Here is a 14233-nt window from a genome sequence, read left to right on the forward strand (position 1 = left end):
AAGGTGGGTCAATTCTCGGTGAAAATACCGGGTCAGTTCTCAGTGAAAATCAACAGAAGAATGGTCATCAGGCGAATACATGAACCGGCTATTCTGGTTTGGACCAATTCACTTTTCAGTCTCCACAAAGTGTTGAGTATGGTATAGTACCTTGCGACGTGCGTGGGGAACCAATGGAGATCAAAATGGATAAAGCACACAAGGCGCTCAAGGGGTTTTTCGAGGCCAATCGTGTCTTCCTCGCCAGTCGTGATGAGATCAATGCTACGTTGATTAATACCTTTCTCGGGGTGGCGCTTTATGGACACGAGCGGGATGACAAGGAGCCGCTCACCATCAAGGAACTCTCGGAGAAAGTCAGTCTGCCCTACACAACGGTGTCACGGCACCTTCGCTATCTGGGAGACTTTGAGCGGACTGGCGTTGAGGGTATGGGTCTGGTCAAGACGGACATCTACATCCTCAACCGCCGACAGAAGATTGTCTCACTGACCACAAAGGGTAAAGGAGTGCGTGACCGCTTGTTGTTTTCCCTCGGTGTCGATAGCTCCGGAGAGGAATAGAGGATGTCGGTCACCCCGAAAGGTCATGGATGGCTGGTCACGGTCTACCACAAGCGGGTACAGGGTGGCCGCATCAGGAAGCAGTTCAACGGGACACGTCATGCTGCCTTGGGACTCGAAAGCGAGATCAAGTCAGCGCTTGATAACTACGGCATGTGGCCTGTGGAGACAGGCGCGAAGCTTCTCCAAGACGCACCAAAACGGAAAAGCCGTAGCGGAACTCTGTCACAAGCCACACAGTATGCACTTGACACACATTGGAAGGGGTCGGTTTGGGGGGAGTCTGCAAATTACCTTGCATGGGTCGTTGTGGACTTCATGGAGAGAGAGCGAGGAAAGAAGGACATCGACGGTATCCTCTCCGACGACCTTGATGCATTCGTCAGGTGGAGACAGGAGGTTGGAAATTCCCATACGCAGATCAACAAGTACCTGTCGGTCCTGTCGGTCATCTGTGATGTGGCAATCGAAAGGAAGCCACCTCTTGCGACCACAAAGCCTCCCATCAAGAAGCTCAAGACGTCGAAACTGAAGAAGTGGTGGTTGCGACCTGAAGACTACGTGAAGGCGCTCGACTGGTTGCACACGGAGAGGCTCGATCCGGAATTTGCTGACTTCATCTCGGTCATTGTCCTTCAGGGATTGCGCATCAAGGAGGTGCTGCACCTTGAGGTAGACCAGATCGTCGGATTGAAGACAGACAAGCCTATGATCCTGCCGCCAGGAACCAAGACGGATGCCTCGCAGAACGCCATACCGGTTTTCGAGAGTGCGGTTGAACTTCTGGATAGGTGCATTGAGAGGGCGCAGAAGTATCGCAGGAAACGCCTCTTCCTCTTCACGCCAAAGCAGACGCAGGAGAGGTGGAACGAACTCAGGGAGTTTCTGGGTGCGTCAGACATACCGACTGCAACACTAAGATCCTTGAGGAGAACCTTCGCGTACTACGCGCACCAGAAGAACCTCTCGACGCGGTTGATCCAGAAGATCCTCCGTCATGAGCACATCACGACCACCACTGGCTATCTTGATGTGGTCGGGGATGACGATGTGGATCTCGCGAGGGAGCTAATGAACAAGGCGGATGGTACCACAAAGGTGGTTCCGGCTGCCGCGAACCAACAAGCAGTGCATCAAGGACCAGCCCTGACTGACTTGATAGCAGCATACAAGGAAACTGGGGCGAGCCCTCAGGAAATCGCAGCCTTCGTGAAGGAGATGATGAAGAAATGACTGATGAAAGCACTATGGTGCCCTCCGCCGGAATCGAACCGGCACTCCCAAGGGAAACGGATTTTGAATCCGTCGCGTCTACCAATTCCGCCAGGAGGGCAATCGAGGACGGTCTCTATCATGACCTCGTGATGGAAGGCAATAGCCACAAGCAGATCGCTTTGCCACCAGTTGGGGAAATGTCCATTGACCTCCAGATGCACGGCCAGTGTGCCATGAAGATGCGGCTCTCGGGTATACGGGCGGCCCTTGTCCTGCCGAACAACTGGGAGCCTCTCTTTGTGTACGATACGCGAGGGTATTGGTACTTCCAGGTGCAGGACACTGAGGCAATCTGCAATGTGACAGGCGAGCCGTATCCGTGGACTGGCCGCAAGTGGCTCCTCTCGGAGCACATGACCGAAGGTGAGATCGTCCAGACGGTCTTCAAGGCGGTCCTCACTGCCATTGAGCATGAAGCTCGTGAGGCCTTCCTCTACAAGGGACAGGCCATCTTCGATCCGCACTATGACATCGAGAAGCTCACGAAGCTGCGGAGTCAGGCGGATGCACTCTCCACACGGTCTGATCAACAGGCACACTCCGACTTCCTCAACGCGAACTAAATTCTACCACTTGGCACACAAAGGAAACAGAATGGCACGAACTCTTCTTATCGCAGTCCCAGTTGCAGTCATTGGCGCAGTCGCAGCGTTCGGCTTTTGGTTTACGGTCGGTGAGGGCCACATTGGGGTTGTCACGCGGTTCGGTGAGGCACAATACCAGACAGGTCCTGGGCTCCACTTCAAGACACCTCTCATTGACAGCGTCCGTGAGATCGAAATCCGGGAACGCAAGAACGTTGAGGAACTGACGGCTGCCACAGCGAACCAGCTTCCCATCACGGCAACGGTGTCTGTCAACTGGACAGTCAATGCATCTTCAGGGCTGGACCTCTTCAAGCGGTATGGAACTCTCGACCAGTTCGAGCAACGCATCCTCGACCCCAAGCTCCGGCAGGCTGCCAAGGCTTCCATCTCCAAGTTCCAGGCATCAGACCTCATCCGGGACCGCAATGCGGCCATCAGCGAGATCCAGGCGCAGATGACAGCCCTCATGGAGCCCTATCCGGTCACTGTGAACTCTCCCCAGATCGAAAACATCGTGCTGCCGGAACGCTATCTTGAGGCGGTCATGGCGAAGGAGCAGGCTCGGGAGGCAGCCGCTCGGGAGCAGTATGAACTCGAAAAGCAAAAGCTCCAGGCTCAACGTGATGTCCAGACAGCAGAGGCCGACAGGGATGCCACAAAGGCTCGGGCAGACGGCACGGCCTATGCGACCATCGAGACCGCCAAGGCAGAGGCAGAGTCCATCCGCCTGAAGGGTGAGGCCGAGGCACAGGCCATCCGCGAGAAGGCTTCCTCAATTGCCGAGAGCGCGACCCTCGTGGATTACGAACGTGCCCTCCGCTGGAACGGCCAGATGCCGACAACCGTGATGGGCGGCGACCAGCAGGTTCTCTGGTCCATGAAGTAGCCACAAAAGTGGCGTGAATATCCTCGGTGGCGGTCGTAAGATACTGAAAACATTATGTTTCGCCACCGAGGGAACGAGTTTCAAAATCCCGTTCCTTCGGGAGTGCCGGTTCGATTCCGGCGGGGGGCACCAAGGCGCTACTTGCTAATTTATTGATAATAAACGCGATTTTCTTATAGTTGGATTTTCTTCCGCACGAATTTCTTGATTTTGCCGTACAAATTGCCGTACAAATTGCCGTACACCGGGCAAGGGCGGCATGAAAGATCCAGATCGATATTTGAGACTTAGAGGCGGGAAGTGGCACTATGTGCGAAGGGTGCCGACACATGCCGTTGTGCATGTGGAGCGGGCGCGGATTGAAATTTCGCTCAAGACCGGGTCACTCGATACAGCCCGCATCCGGCGTGATGCGATGGAAGAGGCTGACGATCGCTATTGGGCTTCCCTGATTGCGGATGTGCCTTCAGATGCTGCCGGGGAGCGCTACAAGTCCGACAAGGCTCGCTGTCTTGCACTTGGTTTTACATGGCGCTCGATGGCCTCGCTTGTTTCCGAAGGGTCCGACGAGGAAATTGTTTCCCGTGTGTTGGCCCTGTCGCGGGCCGCTGGCATGCAGCCGACCTCGGCGCTGGCAAGAGATGCGAATGCGGTTCTTGGAACCGCAGAGGCTCCTTCTCCGAAAATCTCTCGGGTCGTGGAAATATACCTCTCCGAAATTGCTCAGGACGCTTTGCGGCGCAAGTCGAAGGTCCAGAAGGCCAACTACGAGAAGATGAAGCGGCGGGCTGCTTCGAACTTCATCAAGGTTGCTGGTGACAAGCCGATCGGGGAAATTAACCGCGAAGATGCGCTTGCCTATCGGGCCTGGTGGGCTGATCGTGTCAACGGGTCGGGAAAGGACAAGCGCTCGCCGGAGACGGCCAGCCGCGATATTGGCGACATGAACACGATCTATGCCGGGTATTATCGCCACATCGGCGAAGAGCATCGGTCAAATCCGTTCCGGGAATTGCAGTTCAAGCTAAAGCCGGGAGACACCAAGGACCGGCCTCCTTTCCCGACAGAATGGATCACCGATCGCATTCTCAGGCGCGATTCCTTCGAGCGCATGAACTTGCAGGCTGGGTGTATCCTCCTGACCATGGTGGAGACTGGCTGCCGCCCTTCCGAGCTGTGCAATATTCCTGCCGAGCGCATTCATCTTGAAGCTCCCGTGCCGCATATCGAAATCGAGTTTCAGGATGAGCGTGAGCTAAAAACCCGGACCAGCATTCGAAAGATACCTCTTGTGGGCGTGGCGTTGGCGGCAATGAAGCTCTGCCCGAAAGGCTTCCCGCGATATAGGGACAAGGAAAACGGGTTTTCCGCGATGGCCCTGAAGCACTTTCGCAAACACGGTCTTTTCCCGACACCGGATCACGTCATCTATTCTTTCCGCCATTCTTTCGAAAAGCGGATGATGGAAGGTGGGCTGGACCCGGAGTTGCGCAAGCGGCTTTTCGGCCATGGCATCGATCGCGAGGAATATGGTGACGGTGGCTCGCTGGGCTACCGGCGCGAACAGCTGCTGAAGATCGTCCTGCCTTATCCGGATGATGTGTTTGACGGGCTCCGGCGTGGGCGGTAGATTTTGCGTTTACAGCTTAAAGGGGTATTTTAAATGGTTCGCTTTTTCCTGTTTATCTTCGGTGCTCTATCCGTTCTGAGTGGTCTTGTGCTTGCCTTTTTGATGGCGTCTTTTGCGCTTGGTGGCGCGGCCATGTTGTCCGGGGTCCTGATAATCGCCGTTGCGCAGGTTCTTGGGCTGCTGGAGGACATTCGTGACCATTTGAGGGCACTGCGTGGTGATGTCGGCGGGTTTCGGTCGGATGTGTCGAGGCGTGCTGCACCTATTGAACAGGCGGCGGCTGAGTGAGCTGTTGGTCAGCTAGGAAGAAAAATGCTTTCGAACAGGTCGGCCCTGCATCGGAAAGGTGCAATTCCCGCGATTATTATAAGGAGCATTTTGCCAAAATGGGCATGCGCGGGTGATGCAAAGGTCTGACTGTTGATGTGGGCACAGCATCCTTGAATATTGTTCGACAGGTAGTGTGTAATCCAGCCAATTGAGACCGTTTGGCCAAGTCGTGCATTTTAGTTCTTGTTCAGAAACCCGGCCACACTGGTGACAGTGGATCGCCAGATTGCAGATGTCCTTGTGTATAGGTGTTCGATCCTCATAATAGCCTTTGCCACCACATTGACTGCAAACAGGATTCCATCGAAAGCCGCAGCTCATTTGGGTCTCTTGAAAGGCTGGAAAGGCTGGGGATTCGCATGTTTCAGCAATATGTCAGCATGGCACGGCTGATTGAGCGGGCACCAGCAGGCCAGATCCTTGCCGCAAAGTTCTTCAACCGGTAGATGAGGAAGCGTAAACAGTGCGAATGCTCTGCAAGCGTCGGCGCGGTCCATTGGTTCGTTGCGAAACCCTGGTATGTTATCGCCGATCCTGAATGGGTTTCCCCATTTGGTATTTCTCGCAACAACAACTGTATTTTCCGGTTTGCGCCAACCTTTCTTACGGCTGAGTTGTATTCTTTTCGGCATGGCTTCCGACCTTCCTTTTCCTCACGCTGCTTGCACCTGCTGGAGGGCATATCCACCCCACTGTTCGGCCATCGCGCTGGCCATTCCGGGAAAGAAGCGGGAGCGCTCCTCGCCGCGGTGCTCGCCGGGGCTCGCGTGATGGACGCTGGAACGGGCTGTAGAACCGTCGAGTGTGCCGGTAGGCTTGAGTCTTGGCAGGCCCTTCAGCCAAAGGCAGGTGCGTTTTTTCTCGTTGTCTGGCCCGTCTTCGGTCGTGCCAAAATGCCATGGGTGAACGCTCTGTGTGTGCCGTTCGAAGTTGCGAATGCGGACCTTGGCGTGTTTGTGCATGACAGGGTTCTCGACCGCGATCCGGTCAATCGGTGCGTTCCAGAATGCGGAAAACAGCTCTGCGCCGCGGTCCAGTTCGTCCCACATCCATTCAAGGCGCTCTTTGCGGCTCCAGTTGTCGTATTCAACCGGGTATCCGGCCTGTCGGTTCTTCGGCGGCTCCTTGAGCCAGCGAACGCCAGAATTGCAAAGGCGCGTGCAGGGCGGGTGGGCGACCATAAGCAGATCCCACCCTTCATTGAGGTAGTCGCGGGCATCGCCAAGGATGTGCCGATTGGAGCGCTTCTCGCACGGTTTCAGGTCGCAAGACCAAGTATCATGCCCCAGGGCAAGAAATGCATCGCGAACGGTTCCGGAGCATTCGCATGCTATCAGGACTTTCAAAGGGGCGGAAAAGAGGTCAGCGTGTCGCATTGGCTTTTTGGTCAGCAAGGCGTGCGCGTGCGCGGGACAGTATGTCGTTGTTCGTGCGGCAGCGTTCTGCAATCTGTTCCATGCGCTCATAGACCGGCAGGAGGTGCGGGCACGGGCCGGTAACAAGACGTGCCAGAGTGTCGAGGCATTTCTCGGCATTCTCCAAAGTCACGATCTGTTTCTGTCTCGCTGCCATGGTCTTGCTGCTGCGCTTGCGTCACTTGCGGATGGAGTGCCGGGGAAGCCGGATGTTTGCCTGATTTTCGTGGTTGTTGGCGATCGCCCGAATGTCGGCTGCGGTTTCCGGATCGCCTTCGGCTTCTGCACGGCGGGCCTCGGCCCGCAGCGTCAAGAGGTGGTTTTCGATGTCCATGAACGCAGCCATGCGTGGGTGTACGGTGCCTTCACTCATCAAACGGTACCCGTGAAGAAGAAAAGGGCCTCCGCGAAGGCAGCGCCAACGCAGAGGCCAGTTGCGACCAGACTTGCAGCGCGGTGCGATAGGGAGGAGGTCGCGGCGCTGCGATCCGCCAGCTGGTCGTTACGAGATATGCCCGCCTCATCCTCTGGCCAGATGCCGAAATGACGATCCTGCGTGGATGGGCGAAGTTCATGGAGAAGAACGACGGCAAAAGCGAGTGCCGCAACCAAGGTTGCGACATAAGGGAGGCCAATACTCAAGCTTGCAAGAATTGCCTGCATGTTCGATGCTCCTGCGCCGGTTGTCGGTTGGGGGCTATATGCACGCAAAAGCGTTCAAGTAAATAGTTTTGACCGCAAAAAAGTTGCGATATGGCTATTCGAGGCCGTAAAAATTGCGACAGAGCGTTCAAGTCAGCAGCTGGTTTCGGGGATTTTTATGATTGATTGGGGTGTCCACGTGGGTGGCGAAAGATTCAACATTTTGGAAATCGTCTCGGCTGCAGCTGCGCTTGAGGGGCAGATCCGCTCGCTCGGCGTTGCGAAAATCAAGTTGCATGATGATCAGCGCAGTTTCGCCGATGCGGTAGGCGGATCGCTCAAGGGCTTTGTCGGCGAGCATTTCCGAAGTTCAATCAACACTCTGGTTCCGACGCGCTTTCTCGGTTTTTCCGGGCATGATGCGAACGGAAAAACGCTCGTGACCGCTGCCATGCGATGCGATGACCTGGGCGGCTGGTCTCTTGACCGTTATGTTAGTGAATACTGGGAGCGCGCTTATCGCGGCGAAGATGGTGAGCCGGTCGCGCTGGAGACTGGATCGCTTGATTTTGCTCGAGATATCCGTGGCAACGTTGCCTATATCGGCGAGGGGTATGTAGACGAGTCCTGCCGGGACAACAATCTGGCCGCATATGTTGTACGGCTATGTATCGTGCTGAGTCAGCTGAAATGGAGCCCGGATTACATCTATGGATGGATGGCCAACAAGCACGCTTATCGCGGCTTGTTTCTGCGCTGGGGATATACGACCTGCTATCCGAACGGCATGAAATGGGTCAATGCGCCAAGTAACCCTGACTACGGAAATCTGTGCTTCCTAGGCTGCGATGAAAGCGGCGTTGCCCAGCTTCTTCGTGCTCCGCTTGCCGTGATGGGTGAGACAAATCAAATGAGTATGTCAACAGGAACGTAGCACCATTCGCGGCGCAGAAAGGAAGGGTGAGCGACTTGTAGAGCACCGGTTGCCCTCCTTCCAAAAGGGCTCGTTGGCAGCGCTTTTGCTCAAATACCGGTTTTCCTGTCGACATTGTTCTCGAAAAGGTTCTTGCGCAGGCTTCGATATAATCTCTGGTGAAAAAGGCTTCCGGCGTGTTCCTGAGAAGATTGGGGCCAAACTGCTTGAGAGCCTTGGCTTCCAGCCCGCCATAGAGGATGTTGGGAAGCGCCCGATAACTTGCAGTGCCGTCGAACAGCAGCGTATACGGTGCGAAATTGGCAAGAGTGTCGTTGATCTTTCCATCATGTTCCGCCCAGCACTTCAGCAGATCGCGGGCAATCTGGTCGGCCATGCCATTTTCGACTTCCCTTATGGGGAGGAATTCAGTGTTGCTGTTCATTGCTCGCCTCTACGTTCTGCAAAAAGTTTTGCAAATTGAACAATGGGGTCAGCCAGCCTTATGAGGTGTTCGGCATCTTCTCCCGTCAGCTCCTCAGGGGAGCTGTGCCCGAACTCCTTGTTGCAAACAAACCCAGCAATGAATACATAAACATTGTAGTTGATCGCCTTTTCAAGGAGTTCCTGCAATTCCTCCTCCGTGGTTATTACTGTATCATCGGTGTATATACGGTGCGCGATAGCTTGCAGCTCTGACAATGAATAATTGGTAGGCATGTGATAAAACCTTATTGAAAACGCGGTTTGCTGCGATTTATCGCGATATAACCAGCTCGACTTCTAGTGAAGCCTTTTGCGGGTGTGAAAACAATCGTTACACCGTGAAACGTTTAACGAAGCAGGATCCGTAGATTCCGGCCATAATCGGCGGAATTGCCGCCTTATCGCTATTCCTGCGCGCCGGTTCGTTTCAAATAGATTTCGCGAATTAGCTCGTGCCGGTTGTTGAAGCGGCCACGCCTTCCCAGAATTGCCTGCTCCATATCCAGAACATCCTGATAGATTTCCATCAGCAAGTTGAGGTCCGCGTCCTTGGCCATGGCAATGGCTTCAACTCCGGCACCTTCCAGCGCAGTGGCGCTTGCGGCAGTGTCGCTCGATGAGAAGTGCAGGGCCTTCTGGATCGCGTCCAGGCTAATGCCTTCCTGGTCGGCGAGATCTTGCAGTTGCGAGAAGGAATAATCTTTCGCACTGCCGACCTTCTTCATAGTACGAAGGCGCTCTTCCGGTTGCAGGTGGGCAACAAGTTTGACGAGGCGTTCTTGCGCCGGATGGGTTGGGGTTCCTTCGAGAACCCAGCTGGAACGGATGTCCAGGGCGTCACAAAGGGCTTGCAGCTGCGCAGTTTTGGGCAGCCGGTTCAGCCGTATCATCTCGGACACAAAATTTGGCCCAAGTGATGCGTTCTGAGATATTGTCCGGTAGCTCTGCCCGGTCAGGCTGATAGCTGCGACAATACGATCAAGCCATGTGATTTCCATGCGGCAGTTATAGATTGCACGTATTGCGAAATCACTTACGTTTAAACGTTCATTAGGCTTGACTTGAACGCTGTTGCGTTCAATATGGTCGCCATGATGCACGATTTGCTCCGATCCATTGATGAATTCCTCGCACTCAAGCGGTCGAAAGGCGAGCGCATGTCCGACCAGCATTTCGGTCGGGAAGCGGTCAAGAATGGCCGACTTCTGCAGCGTTTGCGCGATGGTGGAGAGGTTTATCCCTCTACCGCCCGCAGGATCCGGGCTTATATCCGGGCCGAAATACGTCGCATCAATTCCGGTCATGTGTTTGCACGTTCTCCGCGTGGTGTTCGCCATGATTTTCCGAAGGCGGATCAAAAGTCACCGCGTAATTTGGGAGAATTTACGCAATGAGCGCCAGGCCATCCACAGAGTATCACCGGGCCGCGCTCAAGGCGGCTTTTCGAAAACTGGTTCGAAAGATCGGCGGGCAAGAAGCTGCTGCCGGGGCAACTCGGGTGGGCCAGCAAGCCATATCGCGCTACGGGTCTGCTTCTTCGGAAGCTGATCATGCGCCGATCGATGTTGTGCTTGATCTGTGTCTTGATGCCGAAGATGACAGCTTCGTGCGGACGTTGTGCCAGATGGTTGGCGGCGTGTTTGTTCCGCTTCCGGATGCGGGGGCGCTGGACGGTGATCGCGCGGCTGCTTTTGGCAAGGCGCTTCGAGCAACCGGCGAAGCATCGGCGGCGATTGCCGATGTTTGTGCGCTTGGGGCCGGAAGCTCGTCCGATATTCAGTTTTCAGAAAAATTGACGCGGGCAACCGAGGCGATGATTGCGCTTAGGGCGCATGTCAGCCCAAGCACTCCCAATTGTGAGATGGGTGAATGAGGCTGGCGGCATGACGGGTCTGTTTCTCACCTTCCTTGATCGTTTTTTCGATCTGCTTTCGGCGGCATCTGCGGAGAGGCATGCCGATGACATGCGCTGGCGTTGCCAGTTCGGGCGGGACCTCGGGTTTCCGCCTCCTCATCCTTCAATCCACTTTCCCGATTTCACTGATGGAGATGCTTCATGAGCAATCCTGAATCCGGCATGTCGACACTTGCTTACGGAACGCACACGGCCCGTGGCCGCTTCGTGCCCATCGACAAGGTGATGCTGAAAGAGCGCATGGGGCAGGCCGACCGCGAGGGAATGTCTGCTGAAGAAAAGCGGGCGCTGGCGCGAACCAGTTTCGGGCCGGAAGGGGGAGTTCCCCTGATTGAGCTGGAGCGTGATCAATGCAAGTGGCCGCTCTGGAAACACGACGATGATCCGCGCCATTGCTGCGGGGCAAAGGCAACCCGTGGGTCTTACTGCGAGGCGCATGCGCGGCTGGCAACGGCTGGACGGGCGGACGGGATTCGTCTGCTCAAAGGCGAATAGGCGGGGAGGGCAAGGCGATGACTCTGATCTTTTCCGGCGACCTTTCAGCTCCCGGTGCCGAGCGGGAATTGGTCCTTTGCGGAAGTCTGGTGACGCCGCGCAATCCGAAGCATGCCTGCAAGGTGATTGACCAGACGCGTGAGGTTGTTGTCGGGCGTGGCGGCGGTGGGCCACGCTTGCGCCGTCCTCCCGGTTCCATGCCTCCGCGCCGGATTCGACAGGAGCATCCACCGGTCAAGGAGATGCTGGCGCGGTATCGGGTGATAGTGCCGGATGTTGTGGTTGATCCGGCAGGGGTGCGTGCGCCCTCAGCTCGTGATGGGCTGGCCTATTTCGCAGTTCTGAACGCGGTTCTTTGCTGGGCCCGTTTTGCAAACTCCGGGGAGCTGCTCCGTTGCGAGGATGTGCTTCTGGATGTTTGCACGCGCCATAACACCTCCCTTTGCGTTTTGCGCGGTGCGCAGCGCACGAAGGCTGTTGTGTCTGTTCGGCAGGAGGCCATGTACCTCATGCGGGTGCAGACTGCGGCAAGCCTTCCCCAGATTGGCCGCATGCTGCACCGGGATCACACCTCGGTGCTGCATGGCTCGGAAATGCATGCCCTTCGCAACAATCTGCCGATGCCCTGGAAGTGTGGTGGGAGGTTGGTGCGATGAGCCGCCAGAAATCCAACACCAACCGGTTGTTCGACGTTTGTTACAAAACACCCGAAGATGGCAAGGCTGGAAATTATGCCACCATCTGCTGCGGATGCGGGACAAAAGAGGATGTCTATGTTGCGGCCAGTGTTGGCGGCACGCTGCCGGTGGAGCCGGTTTCGCGCAAGTTCCGCAACAAGGGCTGGGTGGTCGGTTCCAAGGCAAATGGGCATACCTGCCCTGAATGCAAGGTAAGGGAAGCCGCGCGCCCGAAGGCCGCGCCACCTCCAGAAGCAACCTCCCTGCAGCGCCGCGCCATTCTTGAATCGCTTGAGGTGGTGTTCGATCCCGAGAAGGGGTTTGACGAAGGTTATGATGATAACCGCGTTGCGAAGGAGCTGAACTTTCCCCGCAAATGGGTGAGTGATGTGCGTGAGCTGATGATCGGTCCGATCCCGGCTCCAAAGGTTGATCATCTGGCAGAGGCTCGCGCTTGTCTGAAAGAGGTTGTGCGTCTTGTCGAAGCCAGCTCCGAGGCTTGCAAGGCAGAGGCTCTGCGCGCCAGTGAGCGTGCTGGGGAGCGCGCCAGCGAAATCGAACGGAAGCTGCGTGAGACCGAACAGCATCTCTCTGCTTGCACAGCGGAGGGTGTGTCGTGACGGTTTCCGATATCGACATTCTGGCCGCTTTCACCATGGCGCGGGCCGTGCTTGTCGACCCTTCGCGCGATGGCGGTTTGCAGCCGTGGCTTCTGGCGCGGCGGATCGGCATTCGAACCGAGCAGGTGCATGCGCTTTTTGACGGTGTTGCCGAGCGCATCGGCTCCACGGCGCGGGCAAAACTTCTCGCCTTCAATGACTTGACGGAAGCGGAGCTTGCGGGCCGTCCAGCTTTTGTTGTGCCGGACGCTGACGCAGCTGGCCAGAACATTGCAGACCGGTTTGCCGCTTGTCGGCTCCCCAAGGACAGGGGGGCGGCATGAACGAAGATTATGCCCATGTCATGCGGGATTCTGTTCTGGACTATGGCCGTCTTGGGTTGGGCCTGAAAGCCGTGATCGCAGCGCGACGGGTGACGCTTCAGATTGTGCAGCATGAAACCGGCCTTTCGAGAGCAACGGTAAGTCGGGCAACAACAGGGCACAAGATTACCACGGCAGCGCTGTTGCGCCTTTGTATCTGGGCGGACCTGAACCCCTTCGAAACCTTGCGCCCGATGGACGCTCTGGTGACGGCGGAGGGGGTGTTTCACGGGAACACAGCTGTGAAACTATCTGAAATCAAACGGGAATTTTTTGAAGGAGCCACCGATGGGTAAGCGCTCCAACTACGCCAGACTCCCGAAAGACCTTTATCTGACCATCGACCCCAAGGCGGCAGCAAGCCTGATCCCGTTTTTGCGGTCGGAGCGGATTACCAGCTTTGTCGAGCCTTGTTACGGCTGGGGGCATCTTGTGGGGCCGCTGACGGCTGCGGGTCTTGAGTGTGTCGGGCGGTATGACGTTGACGTGCGGGGGCGGGAGATCGTTGACCCGCATGCGCCGGGAGATCAGGGCCGGGTGATGTGCCGTGACGGGCGCGATCTTTGCTTTGCCGACCTGCGCGGCGCAGATGCCATCATTACCAATCCGCCCTGGTCGCGTGCATTGCTGCATACGTTGATTGCCCGGTGGGCGTCGATGGTGCCGACCTGGTTGTTGTTTGATGCCGGGTGGAAGCACACCGGTCAGGCGGCGCGGCTGATGCGCCTCTGCACAGATTTTGTTCCTGTTCCCCGCCTTCGCTGGATGCCCGGCACGGCCATGGCCGCGACGGATGATTGCGGCTGGTACCGCTTCCATGCCGCCGAGGCGGCGCTGGGGCTGGGAACACGTTTTTGGCCGCTTGGGGCAACCCCGGCTGATAGCGGGGCGTTGGGTTCTGCGTCTGCCCCGCACTCCTCCTCTCCAATCCAATCCTGTTGAACGAAAGGACCCTGGAATGCGTACAATCAGGAATATCGACCAGCTTCTCGGTTTGTTGAACCGGGGGCGCTTTGCCGAAAAGTGCAATGAAGCGCTGGAATCATGTCTCGAAGCCTTGCAGGGCATGCCGAATGGCAAGGGCAAGGCAAAGATTACCATCGAACTCACAATTGCCAGCGATCATGACCGGCTGGATGTGACGCCGGTCGTGAAATCCAAGCTGCCGGAAACCGGTGCCTTCACCGCAACGCCCTTCTGGAACGACGAAGGGGCGCTTTCCGTCGAGCATCCCAATCAGCGGGACATGTTTAACGGTCCGCGCGCAGCTGAACCTCGCCCTGCTGAACCGCGCGAACGCGCTGACCTCAACGGCTAAGCCCAGCTTCTTCCCCTCCTGACAAAAGGATCACCAGACATGAATCAGGTACCCGATACGAACCTGATCCTCCCCCTTTGAATTGGTCCGCCCCTATAGTTAGGAAACGGAGGATCAGA

22 protein-coding genes and 1 tRNA gene are annotated in these 14233 nt (G+C 56.4%); 15 read left to right on the forward strand and 8 right to left on the reverse strand.

Going from position 1 to position 14233, the window contains the following annotated elements; genetic code table 11:
• Positions 1 to 185: 185 nt before the first annotated feature.
• Entirely contained in the window at positions 186 to 563 is a 378-nt protein-coding gene (locus F0155_RS22315; RefSeq protein WP_150526784.1) for a helix-turn-helix domain-containing protein, read from the forward strand.
• Between the two features lie 3 nt (positions 564 to 566).
• Positions 567 to 1796 (forward strand): tyrosine-type recombinase/integrase, encoded by a 1230-nt coding sequence (locus F0155_RS22320; RefSeq protein WP_150526785.1) that lies wholly within the window; start codon positions 567 to 569, stop codon positions 1794 to 1796.
• A gap of 15 nt (positions 1797 to 1811) precedes the next feature.
• Here F0155_RS22320 and F0155_RS22325 read toward each other — a convergent pair.
• Positions 1812 to 1896 (reverse strand) — tRNA-Leu (locus F0155_RS22325).
• Between the two features lie 31 nt (positions 1897 to 1927).
• Between F0155_RS22325 and F0155_RS22330 the strand changes: the two genes are divergently transcribed.
• From F0155_RS22330 to F0155_RS22345, 4 genes are all read left to right on the forward strand, one after another.
• Positions 1928 to 2401 carry a hypothetical protein gene (locus tag F0155_RS22330; protein ID WP_150526786.1) on the forward strand — a complete coding sequence of 158 codons (474 nt, stop codon included), beginning with the start codon at positions 1928 to 1930 and terminating at the stop codon, positions 2399 to 2401.
• Between the two features lie 31 nt (positions 2402 to 2432).
• On the forward strand, positions 2433 to 3311 hold the full coding sequence (locus F0155_RS22335; protein WP_150526787.1) for a prohibitin family protein: 879 nt from the start codon (positions 2433 to 2435) through the stop codon (positions 3309 to 3311).
• A 259-nt stretch (positions 3312 to 3570) separates the two neighbouring features.
• Entirely contained in the window at positions 3571 to 4941 is a 1371-nt protein-coding gene (locus F0155_RS22340; RefSeq protein ID WP_150526788.1) for a DUF6538 domain-containing protein, read from the forward strand.
• A 33-nt stretch (positions 4942 to 4974) separates the two neighbouring features.
• Positions 4975 to 5229, forward strand: coding sequence for a hypothetical protein (locus F0155_RS22345; RefSeq protein ID WP_150526789.1), 255 nt, complete (start codon positions 4975 to 4977; stop codon positions 5227 to 5229).
• 359 nt (positions 5230 to 5588) lie between these two features.
• Here the strand turns inward: F0155_RS22345 and F0155_RS22350 are convergent, their stop codons facing one another.
• From F0155_RS22350 to F0155_RS22370, 5 genes are read right to left on the reverse strand one after another with little or no spacing between them, the layout of a single operon-like run.
• The gene (locus F0155_RS22350) at positions 5589 to 5903 is read right to left on the reverse strand and encodes a DUF4326 domain-containing protein (protein WP_150526790.1); all 315 of its coding nucleotides are present in this window, start codon (positions 5901 to 5903) and stop codon (positions 5589 to 5591) included.
• A 21-nt stretch (positions 5904 to 5924) separates the two neighbouring features.
• Positions 5925 to 6647, reverse strand: a complete 723-nt coding sequence (locus F0155_RS22355) for a hypothetical protein (protein WP_192913866.1) — start codon at positions 6645 to 6647, stop codon at positions 5925 to 5927.
• Entirely contained in the window at positions 6634 to 6843 is a 210-nt protein-coding gene (locus F0155_RS22360; RefSeq protein ID WP_150526791.1) for a hypothetical protein, read from the reverse strand. The genes F0155_RS22355 and F0155_RS22360 overlap by 14 nt, the downstream gene beginning before the upstream one ends.
• A 21-nt stretch (positions 6844 to 6864) precedes the next feature.
• The gene (locus F0155_RS22365; RefSeq protein WP_150526792.1) at positions 6865 to 7059 is read right to left on the reverse strand and encodes a hypothetical protein; all 195 of its coding nucleotides are present in this window, start codon (positions 7057 to 7059) and stop codon (positions 6865 to 6867) included.
• The gene (locus tag F0155_RS22370) at positions 7059 to 7349 is read right to left on the reverse strand and encodes a hypothetical protein (RefSeq protein WP_150526793.1); all 291 of its coding nucleotides are present in this window, start codon (positions 7347 to 7349) and stop codon (positions 7059 to 7061) included. Before F0155_RS22370 ends, F0155_RS22365 begins: the two co-directional genes overlap by 1 nt.
• Between F0155_RS22370 and F0155_RS22375 the strand changes: the two genes are divergently transcribed.
• On the forward strand, positions 7348 to 8262 hold the full coding sequence (locus F0155_RS22375; protein WP_150526794.1) for a hypothetical protein: 915 nt from the start codon (positions 7348 to 7350) through the stop codon (positions 8260 to 8262). The genes F0155_RS22370 and F0155_RS22375 overlap by 2 nt on opposite strands.
• Positions 8263 to 8682: 420 nt before the next feature.
• Here F0155_RS22375 and F0155_RS22380 read toward each other — a convergent pair whose 3' ends face one another.
• On the reverse strand, positions 8683 to 8961 hold the full coding sequence (locus F0155_RS22380; RefSeq protein ID WP_150526795.1) for a hypothetical protein: 279 nt from the start codon (positions 8959 to 8961) through the stop codon (positions 8683 to 8685).
• 170 nt (positions 8962 to 9131) lie between these two features.
• Positions 9132 to 10031 carry a hypothetical protein gene (locus tag F0155_RS22385; RefSeq protein WP_150526796.1) on the reverse strand — a complete coding sequence of 300 codons (900 nt, stop codon included), beginning with the start codon at positions 10029 to 10031 and terminating at the stop codon, positions 9132 to 9134.
• A gap of 86 nt (positions 10032 to 10117) precedes the next feature.
• Between F0155_RS22385 and F0155_RS22390 the strand changes: the two genes are divergently transcribed.
• From F0155_RS22390 to F0155_RS22425, 8 genes are all read left to right on the forward strand, one after another.
• Positions 10118 to 10600, forward strand: coding sequence for a hypothetical protein (locus F0155_RS22390; protein ID WP_150526797.1), 483 nt, complete (start codon positions 10118 to 10120; stop codon positions 10598 to 10600).
• A 183-nt stretch (positions 10601 to 10783) separates the two neighbouring features.
• Positions 10784 to 11137: a GcrA family cell cycle regulator gene (locus F0155_RS22395; protein WP_150526798.1), complete on the forward strand. Its 354-nt coding sequence runs from the start codon at positions 10784 to 10786 to the stop codon at positions 11135 to 11137.
• 17 nt (positions 11138 to 11154) lie between these two features.
• Positions 11155 to 11793: a helix-turn-helix domain-containing protein gene (locus F0155_RS22400; protein ID WP_150526799.1), complete on the forward strand. Its 639-nt coding sequence runs from the start codon at positions 11155 to 11157 to the stop codon at positions 11791 to 11793.
• Positions 11790 to 12434, forward strand: a complete 645-nt coding sequence (locus tag F0155_RS22405; RefSeq protein ID WP_150526800.1) for a hypothetical protein — start codon at positions 11790 to 11792, stop codon at positions 12432 to 12434. The genes F0155_RS22400 and F0155_RS22405 overlap by 4 nt, the downstream gene beginning before the upstream one ends.
• Positions 12431 to 12757 (forward strand): hypothetical protein, encoded by a 327-nt coding sequence (locus tag F0155_RS22410; protein WP_150526801.1) that lies wholly within the window; start codon positions 12431 to 12433, stop codon positions 12755 to 12757. The genes F0155_RS22405 and F0155_RS22410 overlap by 4 nt, the downstream gene beginning before the upstream one ends.
• Entirely contained in the window at positions 12754 to 13092 is a 339-nt protein-coding gene (locus F0155_RS22415) for a helix-turn-helix domain-containing protein (protein WP_150526802.1), read from the forward strand. Before F0155_RS22410 ends, F0155_RS22415 begins: the two co-directional genes overlap by 4 nt.
• The gene (locus F0155_RS22420; RefSeq protein ID WP_192913867.1) at positions 13085 to 13738 is read left to right on the forward strand and encodes a hypothetical protein; all 654 of its coding nucleotides are present in this window, start codon (positions 13085 to 13087) and stop codon (positions 13736 to 13738) included. Before F0155_RS22415 ends, F0155_RS22420 begins: the two co-directional genes overlap by 8 nt.
• A gap of 16 nt (positions 13739 to 13754) precedes the next feature.
• Positions 13755 to 14114, forward strand: a complete 360-nt coding sequence (locus F0155_RS22425) for a hypothetical protein (RefSeq protein ID WP_150526803.1) — start codon at positions 13755 to 13757, stop codon at positions 14112 to 14114.
• Positions 14115 to 14233: the final 119 nt, after the last annotated feature.

This window comes from Roseibium sediminis (genome assembly GCF_008711325.1).
GTDB classification, from domain to species: Bacteria; Pseudomonadota; Alphaproteobacteria; order Rhizobiales; family Stappiaceae; genus Roseibium; species Roseibium sediminis.

Coding starts and splice junctions, on each gene's coding strand:
- F0155_RS22315 (WP_150526784.1), top strand. CDS start 186: ATGGATAAAGCACACAAGGCGCTCAAGGGGTTTTTCGAGGCCAATCGT.
- F0155_RS22350 (WP_150526790.1), bottom strand. CDS start 5,903: ATGCCGAAAAGAATACAACTCAGCCGTAAGAAAGGTTGGCGCAAACCG.
- F0155_RS22400 (WP_150526799.1), top strand. CDS start 11,155: ATGACTCTGATCTTTTCCGGCGACCTTTCAGCTCCCGGTGCCGAGCGG.
- F0155_RS22355 (WP_192913866.1), bottom strand. CDS start 6,647: ATGCGACACGCTGACCTCTTTTCCGCCCCTTTGAAAGTCCTGATAGCA.
- F0155_RS22360 (WP_150526791.1), bottom strand. CDS start 6,843: ATGGCAGCGAGACAGAAACAGATCGTGACTTTGGAGAATGCCGAGAAA.
- F0155_RS22340 (WP_150526788.1), top strand. CDS start 3,571: ATGAAAGATCCAGATCGATATTTGAGACTTAGAGGCGGGAAGTGGCAC.
- F0155_RS22405 (WP_150526800.1), top strand. CDS start 11,790: ATGAGCCGCCAGAAATCCAACACCAACCGGTTGTTCGACGTTTGTTAC.
- F0155_RS22425 (WP_150526803.1), top strand. CDS start 13,755: ATGCGTACAATCAGGAATATCGACCAGCTTCTCGGTTTGTTGAACCGG.
- F0155_RS22320 (WP_150526785.1), top strand. CDS start 567: ATGTCGGTCACCCCGAAAGGTCATGGATGGCTGGTCACGGTCTACCAC.
- F0155_RS22345 (WP_150526789.1), top strand. CDS start 4,975: ATGGTTCGCTTTTTCCTGTTTATCTTCGGTGCTCTATCCGTTCTGAGT.
- F0155_RS22385 (WP_150526796.1), bottom strand. CDS start 10,031: ATGACCGGAATTGATGCGACGTATTTCGGCCCGGATATAAGCCCGGAT.
- F0155_RS22415 (WP_150526802.1), top strand. CDS start 12,754: ATGAACGAAGATTATGCCCATGTCATGCGGGATTCTGTTCTGGACTAT.
- F0155_RS22380 (WP_150526795.1), bottom strand. CDS start 8,961: ATGCCTACCAATTATTCATTGTCAGAGCTGCAAGCTATCGCGCACCGT.
- F0155_RS22420 (WP_192913867.1), top strand. CDS start 13,085: ATGGGTAAGCGCTCCAACTACGCCAGACTCCCGAAAGACCTTTATCTG.
- F0155_RS22395 (WP_150526798.1), top strand. CDS start 10,784: ATGAGCAATCCTGAATCCGGCATGTCGACACTTGCTTACGGAACGCAC.
- F0155_RS22390 (WP_150526797.1), top strand. CDS start 10,118: ATGAGCGCCAGGCCATCCACAGAGTATCACCGGGCCGCGCTCAAGGCG.
- F0155_RS22365 (WP_150526792.1), bottom strand. CDS start 7,059: ATGAGTGAAGGCACCGTACACCCACGCATGGCTGCGTTCATGGACATC.
- F0155_RS22335 (WP_150526787.1), top strand. CDS start 2,433: ATGGCACGAACTCTTCTTATCGCAGTCCCAGTTGCAGTCATTGGCGCA.
- F0155_RS22330 (WP_150526786.1), top strand. CDS start 1,928: ATGGAAGGCAATAGCCACAAGCAGATCGCTTTGCCACCAGTTGGGGAA.
- F0155_RS22370 (WP_150526793.1), bottom strand. CDS start 7,349: ATGCAGGCAATTCTTGCAAGCTTGAGTATTGGCCTCCCTTATGTCGCA.
- F0155_RS22375 (WP_150526794.1), top strand. CDS start 7,348: ATGTTCGATGCTCCTGCGCCGGTTGTCGGTTGGGGGCTATATGCACGC.